Source organism: Aquimarina algiphila (assembly GCF_947494415.1).
Lineage (GTDB): Bacteria > Bacteroidota > Bacteroidia > Flavobacteriales > Flavobacteriaceae > Aquimarina > Aquimarina algiphila.
In genome coordinates, this window is record NZ_CANLVC010000006.1 from 753,736 (window position 1) to 768,896 (window position 15,161).

Genomic DNA, 15,161 nt, shown 5'->3' on the forward strand with positions numbered 1-15,161 from the left:
AATGAACTTACAATATAAAATTACAGATTTAGTAATAATGATTTTTTTATTATTATCGTTCCCATCTGTAAAAGCACAAAAAAGTAATACTAACCAGCCTAATGTTTTAGTCATTTATACAGATGATCATCGATACACAGGAATCCATGCTTTAGGTAATCAGCAAGTAGAAACTCCTCATATGGATAATCTTGTAAATGAAGGTGTTTCATTTTCCAATACCTATTTAATGGGAGCATTTTCTGGTGCAACTTGTATACCTAGTAGAGCTATGTTATTATCAGGAAGAAATTTGTTTGATTTAGAAGGGCAGGGGCATGTTATTCCAAAAGAACACATTACCATCGGAGAAACATTTAAAAAAGCAGGGTATTATACACATATTGTGGGAAAATGGCATCAGGATAACAAGTCCCTAAGTCGATCATTTGATTCTGGAGATAGAATTATGGGGAGAGGAGTTTATCTTACAGATCATTTTAGAATGCCGTTATGGGATTGGGATAAAATGGGAGAATATAAAAAAGATGATGCTTATTTATTAACTTATAATAATAAAGGTAAATTAGTTCGCAGAGCCCTAAATACAAAAGATAAAAGAGGTCCTATAGGAAAAGAGAATAATGGGCCTCATACATCCGAAATTTTTGCAGAAAGTGCTTCAGAATTTATTACCAATTATGATAAAAAACAACCTTTTTTTATGTATCTGGCTTTTCATGCTCCTCATGATCCTCGTCAAGCACCAGAAGTGTATAGAAATAAGTATCAAACAGAAAATATAAAGTTACCGCCATCATATATGATGCAACATCCGTTTGACAATGGTCATATGGTGTTACGGGATGAGGAATTAGCTCCATGGCCTAGAACTAAAATAGTAGCACAGCAGCATCTTGCAGATTATTATGCGATAATCACCCATTTAGATACTCAGATTGGGAAAGTGATTGAAGCCTTAAAGGAAAGCGGTGATTATAAAAATACACTTATTGTTTTAGCTGGAGATAGCGGTTTAGCTGTGGGAAATCATGGTTTGATAGGAAAGCAGAATATTTATGATGAGGATGGAGTACATGTCCCTTTTATTTTAGCTGGTGGAATAATAAAAAATAAAGGAAAAAAAATAGAAACATATAACTATATTCATGATATTTTTCCTACTATTTGTGAAATTACAAATGTAGCCATACCTAATTCTGTAACTGGCAAGAGTTTATTACCAGTTATAAAACAGGAAACGACAGAGCATAGAAAAACTACTTATCACGCTTATAAACAATTTCAAAGAGCATATAGAAAAGGAGAATATAAATTGATTGAATATGTTCGCGCAAAAGATTTTAATAAGAGAAAAGGAGAATTTGAATCTGGTTCTAGAGTGACACAACTTTTTAATGTAAAAAAAGATCCTTGGGAGACTATAGATTTATCATTTCAGCCTAAGCATAAGGAGTTACTTAATCAAATGAAGAGAGAAATGAAAGATAAAGCGATCGAATTAGGAGATAAAAAAGAAAACATTTACGGAGAGAAATACGATTTTTGGGACTATTATTAGAGTTACCTGAAAATTGTAAACAAAAAAATCCTGAAGACTGATTCAGGATTTTTTTGTTTATATAAATCATTAAATAAGATGTTTGTTTAATCTTTTAAAATTAACCAATTAAGATTTGCAATTTTATCAGCTCCCCATAATGATTTAAAGACAACGACAATGTTATGAACTCCTGTCACTTTTTCTTTGATTTGAGCTTCCATGGTTTCCCAGGTATTCCATCCACCTGTAAAATGTAGAGGGAAATCGGCAATAAGTTTACCTTTTGGATTGTCTAATCTAACCTCAAAACTACCATTTCTTTGTCCACACGAAAAGCGTGCAGCAATACTTTTGGCTGTACCTTTGCCAAAGTCGACATCATTAAATTTTACATACCCCATCATTCTTGTATCACAAACCATCCAACCTTTAGGTTCATTGCCACCTACAAAGGCAGTTTTGGCTTCTCTGATTTCATTATATCGATCAATCTGAATAGTATCTCCTACAGTTGGTTTTGCAATTCCTCTTAAGGTCGGTTTTACTTTTTTGATAGTCCCATCTTCTTTAAATTCCATATAATCCGCTCGCATAGAACGAAGCCTACTATATCCACTAATTTCCCACCAGTGATAGAATAAAATCCATTTTCCTTTATATTTTACTATGGAGTGATGATTTGTTCCGTTTCCTATGTTATCCATTATTTTTCCTTTATAAGTAAAAGGGCCCAATGGACTATCACTAGTTGCATAACCAATGGTATATCCTTCTTCAGGAAAAACATGGGCAAATGTATAGTAATAAACCCCATTATGTTTAAAAGGAAATGATCCTTCTTTGTAACTAGAAGGTAAACCTTCTACTTTAATAGGTTTTCCTGTTATTTCTTTCATATTATCTTTTAGTTGAACGACATAGATATCATCTCCGCCACCATAATATAAATAAGCTTTACCATTATCGTCCAAAAGTAAACCAGGATCAATACCCTTAACACCAGCAATATAGTTTTCTTCCCATTTAAATGGTCCTGTAGGACTTTTTGAAGTACCTACTCCAATTCGTCTAAAAAAAGATCCATCTTCGGGAGGAGCAGGATAATAGTAGTAATAAGTGTCTCCCTTTTTTATACAATCAGGAGCCCACATCCCATATGCATCTTTTTTACCCCAAGGTACTTCGTTTTGATCAAGTATTCTACCGTGGTCTTTCCAGGTAGATCCGTTTTCAAGAGAGAAAATATGATAATCAGGCATACAAAACTTTGGAGCCTTTCCTCCAGGTTTTGGCACGATATCATGAGATGGATATATATATAGTTTGTCATCGAATACACGGGCAGTAGGGTCTGCCGTATACATATGTGTAACAAGAGGATTTTGGCCAAATGTATATATACAGATAAAGCAAAAATAAAATAAGAAAGTATATTTCTTCATAACAGTAAAGATTTCTAGGCTATTTGTTTAAAGATATAAGTTCTATACTTACATTCTTTTTTTGCTAAATTCTGATTTAGATAGAAACTCCCGGGTGACAGATGTTTGCATTTATATAACATATGTATTTGAGATGTGAATAAAATATAGAATTTTAAAGCTAAAATAACCTCCACTTCATTTTTGTATATAAAAAACACCTCTGTATGGGGTATACATTTACAAAGGTGTTTTGCAGTGGTTGGGGAAACCGAATTTGATTATTCTTTAACGAGTTTTAATTGTTCGTTAATTCTTTTTCCTTTATGGTTGAGTATATAAACACCTTTAGGTAAACCTTGAATGTTTGAGCTCTGTTATTTTTCAATTGTTGGTCATTGTTTAAGTTAGTTACTTTATTGCTTTAATATCCTTTTCAATATTTGTTATTTATTGATGATATGTCTATTCTAATACAGCTACCAATTCGGGTCTGTTTTTAATACTATTATTGAAAAAACACCCCTTGAATCTAATAATTCAGGGATGTTTTTTTAGTATATAAATCATTAATGAGATCGCTTTTATTCGATCACTAGTTTGTCCTGTAAGTTTATATCTTTTCCTTGCAAATTAAGTATATACATACCACGTGGTAATTCTTGTATATTTATAGATTGACTTGTTGTATTTTCTAAGACTTCTCGATATACAATTCTTCCACTAACATCCGTTAATATTGCAGTGACATTACTAATTTTTTGGTTAAAATCAATGTTGAAATTTCCTTTTGATGGATTTGGATAAATTTCTATTTGATTAACCGTTGGTTCTTTTAACGGACCAATAAATGCACTTCTGCTCGAAGAAGTATTCCTGAATACAAATCCGTCGATATTAAATAAATATGGACCAGCACCTTTGTAAACAAGGCGAACTGTTTTTATTCCTGCATTAATAAAAATATTTCCTGTTGAAACTTTTTTGTAGTCATTCCAGTTATTGGTTTTTGGAACATCTAATTTTCCTAATGCATTTCCATTAATAGTAAAATCTATAGTGCCTCCGCTACCCCCAGAAGATGCATATACGTCTATAGCATAGGTTCCTGGAGCTGGGACATCAATATAGTGCTCGGACCATGAATTATTTTTAATATATCCAAGCGCTTTTTTATTATTTGGAATATTTACCACTCTTACTCCAGTAGATAAAGTTTTGTAATTTTCACCTTCAAGTGTTCCCGGAATTTTAACAATAGTTCCATTACCTCCACCATTATTTCCTCCACCACTACTGCCAGGATTACCACCTTGCCAAACTCTTACTGACCTAACTTGAAAAGAAGGAAGAATGTCAGATACTTTTGGTGCAAATCTGGGCGGAGTATCAGGATGAGTTACCACGTGTGGACTTGAAGAAAAAATCAATTTTAAAGGTACAGTTTCTTGAGCTGCATCTGCTGGACGATCCGAAGAGCCAAAAGGTACGCCATCGTAGTACCATGTAATTTTAGTAGGAGTCCAAAGTAAACCCCACCTGTGCCAATTAAATTCATCTCTTGGTGAATTTTTGTCGGTAATAGCGAATTTTTTAGCACCACCAGGTCCAATAGCAGCTTTGTTTCTGTAGTGATGTGAGCTGGTTGCATTACCATTTGCTTTAAAATTGGTCCATCTACTATATTCCATGATATCAAACTCGGTAGGTATATAATTGCTTTGTCCACCTTCCCAAAGCCACCATGTTGGCCAGATTTTTCCGCCTATCCAGTTAAAATTAATACCTTGGCGATTTATTCTTATATCAGCTTCAAAATATCCATATTTCGGAAAAGCCCCACCGTTTCCAAACTTTATTTTGGAATCTACCCATCCTCCTCTTCTTCCAGCTGTTCCTTCGCCGACAAGGTCGTTTTTAATAGTCAAAATACCATTAGCTACACTTACCATATTGGCTTTAAACTGTCCTTCGCCTGTTCCATTACCGCCGTTGTTTTTTACTCTCCACTTGCTTGAGTTTAAAGAATTTCCGTTAAAATCATCTTGAAATACGGGGTTGCCCCAGCCACTGCCGGGTGGTTGCGCAAATGTTAATAAAGGAGATATTAAGAAAAATAGAATTCCAATAAGTGTTTTTGTGTTTAGTTGTTTCATTTTGTTTGTGTTTAAATTATAGTTTAGTTAAGGCATAATGATATTATGTTTTGATTGTAATGCTTCAAAACATAATTTTAAATTGATATGCATTTTTATAATTCATTACTATGTTGATTAATTAAGACAAATGCTTCTTAACGAAAACGTTTTCGTATAAAGCAATAAATCTTCTGTTAACACAAATAAATTGTGAAAACTATTAAAAATTTGGTTTAAAAAATTAATTATCGCTTCTATGCATCAGAAGCTTTTTTTGATCTGCAGATTTTAAAATAAATTGTATTTAACTTATGTTTTAATACTTACAATATAACAAAAATTTATCGGTTAAGTATTTGTTAAATAGAATATTACATTGGTTTGGGTGTATTATTATAATAAATGTAATAAATACATTAATTCGTTAAATATTTTTCAAACATTTCGTTTAGCATAAGATGTCTTTTCTCTCATTTTTATTGAAAAAAAAGAGAAATAGAGTGTCATTCAAAAAATAAAATAAATTATCTATTTCAGAATAATCATTTATTCATAATATCCCTTGTAAATTTCTTATTGATTAAAAAGATTATTTATTAATATAACATTTAATACTTAATGCTTACGTCTGATTTTATTTCGGAATTTTAATTTTTAATTTCCAGGTTTAAAATTAACTTTAGCTATAAAACATACCTCCAGTCAGCTATTTTTTAACATTTATTTCTTTTGTAATTACAGGTGTAGCACCTAGATCCTGACTTCGTTGAGAAGGTAGCGTTCCACCAACATAGATTGTATAATTTCCATCTCTTAAAATTTCCTTGCCATTTTCATCAAATTGATTGAAATTATCTTTATTTAGTTTAAAAGTTATTTTTTTTGTTTCACCAGGTTTAAGTTTTTCTCTTTTAAATGACTTTAGGTCATAAATGGGATCTCCTTTACCAGCAAGAGGAGAGCTTATGTATAATTGAACGACTTCTTCGGCTTCGATATTTCCTGTATTGCTTATTTGTGCTGATACATTAAATTGATCATCTATAGCTAAATTCTTATATTGAAATTGAGTATATGATAATCCAAAACCAAATGGATACAATGGCTCTTGAATCATGTATTTATAAGTTCTACCTTTCATATCATAATTTTCATATGGAGGCAATTGATCTACTGATTTAGGAAAAGTAATTGGAAGTTTTCCTGAAGGAACAACATCACCGAATAAGACATCTGCAACAGCATTACCACCTTCTTCACCAGGATACCAAACAAAAAGAATAGCATCTGCTAAATCATGAATTTCTGGAATTGCAATGGGACTACCTCCAGTTAAAACCAGAATTAATGGATTGTCACTATCCTTTTTTAATTTTTTGATATAATCGATTTGATTTTGAGGTAATTTTAAGCTAGTTCTGTCACCTTTTTCAGAAGAGGCCAAAGCTTCACCTTCTTCGCCTTCTAATAGAGCAGATATTCCCATAACAGCAATACAAACATCAGCCTTTTTTGCTTCCCCAGTAGACCAGTCAATAGGGTTTACATTATCTCTAAATGGTAAAACACCAGATTTATAGTTGATACTTGTTCCCGGACTAACTTTTCCTACGATACCATCCAAGATAGTTTGTGTACTACTTGTTACACCATAATAATTACCAAGTAGTACTTCTTCATTAGAGGCATTAGGACCAACTATATACGCTGTTCGAATATCTTTTTTTATAGGAAGTACATTGTTTTTATTCTTAAGTAAAACAATAGATTTCTGAGCAGTTTCAAGTGCTATTTTTCTGTGCTTATCAGAATCAATAACATCTGCTTTTATAGTATCGTAGAGGTTTGAACCAATGGGATCAAAGAGCCCAAGTTTAAAACGAGTTAATAAATTTTCTTTGAGTCTTTGATTTAATAATTCTTCAGTAATTAACCCTTGATTTAAAGTACTTTTTATATTAGAATATACGTTTCCGCAGTTTATATTAGTACCACTTTTAAGCGCAAGTGCGGTTGATTCTTCTGGGGTATTGGTTACTTTATGATAGGTATGAAAATCGGCTATTGCCCAACAATCAGATACTATATATCCATTAAAACCCCAGTCTTTTCTCAATATATCTTGTAACAGGTAAGGGCTACCAGAACATGGTTCTCCATTTGTTCTATTATAAGCGCCCATCACACCTTCGACCTTTGCTTCTTGAACCAGTGCCTTAAACGCTGGTAAATATGTTTCAAAAAGATCTTTTTTTGAAACTACTGCATCAAATTCATGTCTTAATTCTTCTGGGCCAGAATGAACTGCGTAGTGTTTGGCGCAAGCTGCTGCTTTTATGTATTTTGGATGATCCCCTTGTAGACCTTTTACAAAAGAGACACCTATTCGACTTGTTAAGAAAGGGTCTTCTCCATAGGTTTCTTGTCCACGTCCCCATCTTGGATCTCTAAAAATATTAACATTAGGAGACCAAAATGTTAACCCAGCATATCTACTTCGGTTTCCAATTTTAATAGCTTCATTATATTTTGCTCTCGCTTCATCAGAGATAGCATTTCCCACTCGTTGTATTAAATTTTCATCAAATGTAGCTCCAAACGCAATTGCTTGAGGAAAAACGGTAGCTCTACCATTTCGAGCCACACCATGTAAAGCTTCATTCCACCAATTGTATTCCGGAATATCTAAACGCTCAATAGCAGGGCAAACGTCTAACATCTGAGAAGCTTTTTCTTCTAAAGTAAGTTCGCTAATTAATGCATCCGCACGTTCTTCATTTGATAACGTAATATCTTGCCATTTATATTTTGGTGGTGTAGACGATTCTTTACTAGGTGCTTTTTCTATTTGTATTGGTTTTTCTTTGGTATCAGTATTACAGTTATAAAAAACTAAAGAGATGGTTACAAATAAAATAGTTTTAAAAAGAGTAGGTAGGTTTGATCTCATAAGATGTGCGTAGTCAGTTTTTAATTATATCATAAATCTGCAATTATTTTAAGAATTTCTAAATTACAGATGTTTGTTTTTGTAGAACAAATGTTTTTTACTTGGTTGAGGTTTTTCTTTATCAATGGAAGAAATAAAATATGGACTGTTTAATTAGGAAAGTAATGTGGTAATTATGGAATAGGTAAATTTTCCCAAACTAGTGGAGAAACTGGTATTTGTAGTAATGAATTTTATATAAAAAGCTGTAGCAAAATATGCTACAGCTTTTAAATTATTGCGAATTTTAAACTATTTGTTTATTCTTCTTTCTCAAAGACTTCAATATTATCAATAGTAACTACGCTTGCACCAGTGACACCATCTACAAAAATTATTGGATAAGCAAGTCCTGCTTGTGCTATTGTATTTGCATTGGGAGTAAACTCAGCTCTTACTTTTACAAATTCTCCTTCTACAAATCCAGAAGTTACAGGAGCACGAACAATACCACCACCATTAAAAGGGAAACTAGTTACAGAAAATCTAAATCTACCAGGTGCAGAACCAGTGTATCTTACCATTGCTGTCATAATGTAAGTCTTAAGTTCTAATGGTTCAATTCTTTGCACAACCCTTCCCATTGGATCAGGATTCATACCATCACCAAATGCACTTCTACTATCTCCAGCAACTGCATCAGGAGTAAAAGTGAATACCATTGCTGAAGAACCATTAATACCAGTGCCAGGTGTGATGGCAATGCTTATATGATTACTTGCATCTAAGCCTTCAAAAAAACTATTTGTCCCATAGAACCTTCCAGGAACACTACTATCAATATCTTCAAACACACCGTTTGCAAATAAATTTATTCTAAAAATATCTATATCAGTTTGAGGAATAGAAGGTGCCGGAGCGGCATCTGCAGATGCTAAATTTACTGCATTATATGCTATTGTTGCGGTTTGTGAATTTTTGATGTTCACAGTGGGAATTACGAGGAGGTTTGAGGGAGTATCAGGATCTACCAACACCGAAGCAATTGATGCAGGAGTACCATCTACTAATAAAGTGAAATTAGAAGGACTGTCCACAGATGCTGGGTCCAAATCACGTGAATATGCTATGACAAGTTGTCCATTTTCTCTTTCTATCACTTCAGTCCCAACCGTAACAGGCTGTGTTGATGGCACTACATTTACATTTACAGTTTTGAAACCCTGAGAAAATGGTTCATCATCAAATGCTCTCAATCTAACTGTATAAGAACCCAAAGCTTTAAATTGGAATGATAAATCAATAGTTTCTGTAGAGTCTGCTACTTTTGTGGTATTGTTTACAATCAACCATTCAGCCATATCCATCTCACTACTTGTATTAGTGAAATTGCCTGTTTCTCCAGCTTCAATTTCTAATCCACCATTAACTACAGGAATATCTGTAGTGAAATCTGCAATAATATTTGGAAGAATTCTTACAAAAGCAGTATCTGTTGCCGCTTCAGGAGGAACAGGCCCATTAAAGACAGGTTGCAAAAGAACTTCAATTGAACGAGGAGTATTATCTTCGTTCCCTTTAAAGACAACAGAAAATTCCTTTTTATCCGTTGTAATGTCATTACTACTTCCTAAAATATCAACTGCTCCTTCGGGAAAGGTCCATAATCTATCTTCAGAGAAGATAGAGAGGTCATTATATTTTGAAGTATCTCCAACTCTTACCTCAATTTCTCCTGGTCTTAAACCATCATTAATACTGCTAACAAGTAAGGCGTTACCACCTCCATCGTTAGGGATCTCATATTCATTTGTTGTACACGAGATAGCAAATCCCATGATTAAACAAATAAATGAGATAATTTTTAATGTATTCTTTTTCATAAGTTAACAATTTTTGTTTTAGCTCTTGAATTGTTAGTATTTAAAGAAAACTATTATTTTACTTAGAATTATGAATGTTTATGGTGTAGAATTTATAAACAAATAATAGCTATTTAAAAGAAGTTTTCTTGATATAAAAACAGGTGTATTCCAAAAAGCATTAATTTTTATGATCAAGTTAATCTTTTCTTAAAAAAAAGGATAACATGAATATATATTTCTGTATAACAAATGTTTTTGTTGTACAACTTTTTTTTCTGATACTATTAGAATTTGTTAAAAGTGAATGTTATACTCAATAAAATTCAAAAACAATTAAACACATGTAACTTTCTTATAATTAGTTGTTTGTGTATATTTTTAATTTCTCGTTATTGGAGGCGATTAAGAATCCATTTTTACGATTTGAAAGTTTTATTGTTTTTATATCTTTTACATTATTTTTTATGAAAAGCCCACTTTCTAAGTAAGATAAAGTTTTAAAATCCCCTTTTTCATCCCCTAAAAGTACAAGTCCAATAGAAGCATCTGACCTCGTAGTTTCGATTTCGACTTCAAAACGATTTCCTCCAAGTAATATATCCTTTATACCATCCTCATTCAAATCATCAATAACAATCCCGTTTATAACAGAGAATTGAGCTTGTGTTGGTAATTCTCTAATTATGAATTTACCATTGTCGTTTATCAGCAGAATACTTGCAAATATTTCTGCTTGATATTTTAATGCAGAATCTTGATTTTTACCTATAATATCAAATAATTCTGCGTTTGCAAATTCTTTATAGGATTGAAACTTTTTTTCTAAGCCAGGAAGTTGTTCTGTAGAACATTGTTTTCCTCTAATAGGTACTAGTTTATCATCTAGTTTTTTGGCAAGGAAAACATCTTGAGTTCCATTTTGATCATAATCATTGGCAAATATATAGAAAGGTTTTTCTGGTGAAGCTTTGAATTTGTAATTTAAGCCTAAATTGCCGACTACAAAATCCATATCCCCATCATTATCAATATCATTTGCCTCTATACGATTCCACCATCCATGTGTTTTTGAAAGACCTAAATTATCTGTGATATCATTATATTTACCATTTACCCACTTAAAAACGTGTATTTTCATCCATTCTCCAACAATCAATAATTCTCTATCCTTATCATTATCAATATTTGTATTAACTGCAGAAGTCACCATACCTAAATCTCTTAATTCAGGAGCAATTTTATTGGTTACGTCAATAAATTCTCCGTTTCTGTTTTCTAATATAAAACTTGATGGAGGCTTGGGGTACTTTCTTGGAGTGTGTCGACTCCCTACAAATAAATCAAGATCTCCATCATTATCAAAATCAATAGGAACTACACAAGAGCCACTAGTATTTATTTGGGGTAATCCAGATGATTTTGAAAAATTACCTGAACCATTATTTATGTATAATCGATCGTTATAGAATTTGTTTTCAGACTCAAATTCATTACCGCCACTCACTACATATAAATCCAGATCTTGATCATTATCAACGTCAAAAAAGGATGCAAAAACATCTTCTTGTTCCTGGTCGACCATTAATACAGGTTGCTCTTTTATTATAAACTTGTTATCCTCTGTTTGAAGATAGATTTGGGAAGAATGACCTTTACTTCCTCCAAGGAAAAAATCTTCTAGTCCATCATTATTGATGTCTCCTACTGCTAACGCTGGTCCTAGAGTAGACAGTTTATGAGGTAACAAAATTTGATTTTTATAATCATCATATTCATTTTCGATATGTAACAATGGTGTTTGGAAAATTTTATCTGTTACTTCTGTTAATAACTGAAGTGTTTTTGTCTTTTGTTTAGTATGATCAATAGAGTTTTTATATGCGATCGTTATTTGTTGATTTGGGGTGATATTTTTTAAAGTATTTTGTTTGCCATCTGTCCAAACTACCAATAAAGAGTCAATGGTTTTTATTTGACCCAGTCCAAAATGTAATATTGGAGATACAGATGACAGGTATCCTTTTACGGTTTTGAAATCTTTATATTGAATGCTATCTTGTTGGAAAATAGTTATTTTTGCTCCCAGTCCTTGGGAGTTTAGCTTAGGGCCATCCAATTTGATTTTAAGAAAATTATTTTGTGTTAAACTTTCTGATGTATTTTGATAAACAAATGCTATATCATCTATGTTATTAATGACTAAATCCAAATCCCCATCATTATCAAGATCTCCGTAAGCAGCACCATTAGAAAAACTTAAATCTTTTAACCCCCATTCTATTGCTCTGTTTGTAAATGATAAATCCCCTTTGTTTTCAAATATGTAATTTCTAAGCTTAACTGAAGGATATAAACTAACTACTTCTTTGATAATTTGATTAGGACTTTTACTTCTGTCGATTGGTTTAGAAGTGTATTCTTGGCGTTTATTATTGGCATCTCGATCCCATAAATCTCTTTTGTATCCATTAGAAACAAAAATGTCATTATCACCATCGTTATCAAAATCAGCTCCTAAGCATGCCCAACTCCAGTCTGTACTGCTAACGCCCGCCAGTTGACTTACATCGCTAAAAAAACCATTTCCATTATTGATATTTAATACGTTGTGCATGTATTGATTATAGAACCCTTTTTCGAGTTGTGAATTATACAATTCTACATTCATTGGAGCCATCGTTGTCTTTGCACGTACATAATCACTGGGATACATATCTAATGAAAAAAGATCTTCAAACCCATCATTGTTTATATCTATGGCATCTACACCCATGGTATAATAAGAAACATGATTTGAAAACTTATTAACTTGTTCATTGAAAATCCCTGAACCTTTATTCTTAAAGTAATAATCGTTTTCAAAAAAATCATTACCTACATAAATATCTGTGTATCCGTCTTTATCAAGGTCACTGGTGATTACCCCCAAACCGTAACCAAAAGTATTGGTTATGCCATTAGTAAGGCTAACATCGATAAATTTTCCATTGTCATTTTTATATAGTTTGTCTCTAGAGTAATCAGGTGATTCTTTTTTACCTCTGACAATAGATTCTGAATCCAAAAAGAATTGATTAGGTCTGTTGGTGACATATAGATCCAAATCATTATCATTATCCATATCAAAAAAAGAAGCCATCAAAGAGAATCCATGATCTGCAATACCATAAGATTGCGCTTCTTCTTTAAATGTAGCATTACCTTGATTTATATACAGTAGGTTTTTTCGATTTTGTTTGGTTTCATTCCATCCGCCAACAGTGATATAGATATCCAAAAGATTATCTCCATTAACATCTGCCATAACGACTCCGTTATGCCATGCTTTTTTTTGTTTAATACCAGACTTGATTGTAATATCTTCGAAAGTAAAATCACCTTTATTTAGATATAGTTTATCCTCAACTTGATTTCCTACAAAATAAATATCAGATAATCCATCATTATTAATATCCCCAATGGCAACTCCTGCACCATTATATGCATAGTTGAATACTCCAAAGAAATTATAGTAGTCCTCAGTAACATTATTATTGAAAGTTATATTTGTTTTACTCTGATCAAGTAGTGAAAATAAAGTAGAGGAGGGGGCAGGGGTATTTTCTGTTTTTGACTTAGAGCAACTTACAATAAAAATAGATAATATAAATATGTATCGTAACATAAGTTTTTGATAAAAAAAATAGGGCTGTTGTAGAAACAGCCCTTTAATATACTTAAAATTAAAATAATTACAATTCAACATGTTCAATTCTAAAATTGTCTAATAAAATTTCTGGATTAGCTCCACCAGAAGGATCTGCGATTATTTGCATAAAAATACTTCCAGAGAAGTCTGAAGGAACAGTCGTTGGTCCATTACTTCCATCACCTAATATTACAGTCCGAGTTTGCCATGTGCCATCAGCTACTAGACCACAACATCCTACATTAGTAAAGTTTCGATATAAGTCTGAAAAACCAGGAAATTCATATATCCTAAAAGTAAAATTGGTATTGCCAGGAAATCCTGGTGGTAATTTGTAATCAAAAGTTAATCTAATTTGATTACCAGCTTTTACTTCAAATGCATCCGTAATAGCTATTTGAAAATTATTTCCTACATCAACCCCCTGAATACTCATAGCAAAATTACTATTGTTTCCTGGCGATACACGTGTTCTGAAAACACCAGTTGTATTATTGCCAAAAGGATTACCCCATTGAATATCTCCTTCTTCAAATGTTGGGTCTTTTGTAAATAAATTAGGGTTAAAAGCTTCAATAGCAGTTGTTGCTAAAGATGGTGCTGGAGCTGCATCTGAAGATTGTAAATTAGTTACCATATAGGCAAGTGTAGCAGTTTGTGTGTTTTTAATATTTACTGCTGGGGTAACAACTAGATTAGCAGGATTATCGGGATCTACCATAACAGAACTAATTGTAGCTGGAGCAGCATCTACCATAAGTGTAAAATTCGATATCGGATCTAATGATGATGGATCTAAATCTCTAGAATATCTTAATGTAATTTCTCCATCTCCATCCTCTCTTATTTCAGGTTCTAATATAAGAGGTTCTGAAGAAGGAATTACTTCGAAATTTAGTGATACAAAATCTTGAGAAAAAGGCATATCATCAAAAGCTCTTAGTCTTACTGTATAGGATCCTAAAGAAGTAAACCTTTCATTTTCAACATTAATAGTTTTTATAGTATCTCCTTTAATAGTATTAGTAGTGTTATTAAAAATAACCCACTCAGCACTTTCCAATTCGCTACTGGTATTAGTAAATGTGGCTACATTTCCTGCCTCTAATTTTAATGCACCGTCAACTTCTGGAATATCATTAGTAAAACTAGCCGTAATATGAGGGAGTATCCTTACAAAAGCAGTATCTGTTGCTGCTTCGGGAGGGACAGGTCCATTAAAGACAGGTTGTAAAAGAACTTCAATTGTACGGGGAGTATTATCTTCGTTCCCTTTAAATACAACAGTAAATTCTTTCTTATCTGTTGTAATGTCATTACTACTTCCTAAAATATCAACTGCTCCTTCAGGAAAAGTCCATAATCTATCCTCAGAGAAGATAGAGAGGTCATTATATTTTGAAGAATCTCCAACTCTTACCTCAATTTCTCCTGGTCTTAATCCATCGTTAATACTACTAACAAGTAAGGCGTTACCACCTCCATCGTTAGGGATCTCATATTCATTTGTTGTACACGAGATAACGAATCCCATGATTAAACAAATATATGTTATGTTTTTAAATATATTTTTCATA

7 protein-coding genes are annotated in these 15,161 nt (G+C 32.5%); 1 reads left to right on the plus strand and 6 read right to left on the minus strand.

What is annotated here, in order from left to right; translation table 11 throughout:
* Position 1 precedes the first annotated feature (1 nt).
* Positions 2–1,561, plus strand: coding sequence for a sulfatase-like hydrolase/transferase (locus tag PQF96_RS12640; protein ID WP_271766556.1), 1,560 nt, complete (start codon positions 2–4; stop codon positions 1,559–1,561).
* 86 nt (positions 1,562–1,647) lie between these two features.
* Here the strand turns inward: PQF96_RS12640 and PQF96_RS12645 are convergent, their stop codons facing one another.
* The 6 genes from PQF96_RS12645 to PQF96_RS12670 all read right to left on the minus strand — a co-directional run bounded on the left by PQF96_RS12645 (position 1,648) and on the right by PQF96_RS12670 (position 15,160).
* On the minus strand, positions 1,648–2,985 hold the full coding sequence (locus PQF96_RS12645; RefSeq protein ID WP_271766557.1) for a family 43 glycosylhydrolase: 1,338 nt from the start codon (positions 2,983–2,985) through the stop codon (positions 1,648–1,650).
* Between the two features lie 563 nt (positions 2,986–3,548).
* A complete protein-coding gene (locus tag PQF96_RS12650; protein WP_271766559.1) occupies positions 3,549–5,120 on the minus strand; it encodes a carbohydrate-binding protein in 1,572 nt (523 codons plus the stop codon).
* 688 nt (positions 5,121–5,808) lie between these two features.
* On the minus strand, positions 5,809–8,052 hold the full coding sequence (locus tag PQF96_RS12655) for a glycoside hydrolase family 3 C-terminal domain-containing protein (RefSeq protein ID WP_271766560.1): 2,244 nt from the start codon (positions 8,050–8,052) through the stop codon (positions 5,809–5,811).
* Between the two features lie 299 nt (positions 8,053–8,351).
* Positions 8,352–9,914 (minus strand): hypothetical protein, encoded by a 1,563-nt coding sequence (locus PQF96_RS12660; RefSeq protein WP_271766562.1) that lies wholly within the window; start codon positions 9,912–9,914, stop codon positions 8,352–8,354.
* 340 nt (positions 9,915–10,254) lie between these two features.
* Entirely contained in the window at positions 10,255–13,560 is a 3,306-nt protein-coding gene (locus PQF96_RS12665; RefSeq protein WP_271766564.1) for a VCBS repeat-containing protein, read from the minus strand.
* Positions 13,561–13,627: 67 nt separating this feature from the next.
* Positions 13,628–15,160, minus strand: coding sequence for a hypothetical protein (locus tag PQF96_RS12670; RefSeq protein WP_271766566.1), 1,533 nt, complete (start codon positions 15,158–15,160; stop codon positions 13,628–13,630).
* Position 15,161 lies beyond the last annotated feature (1 nt).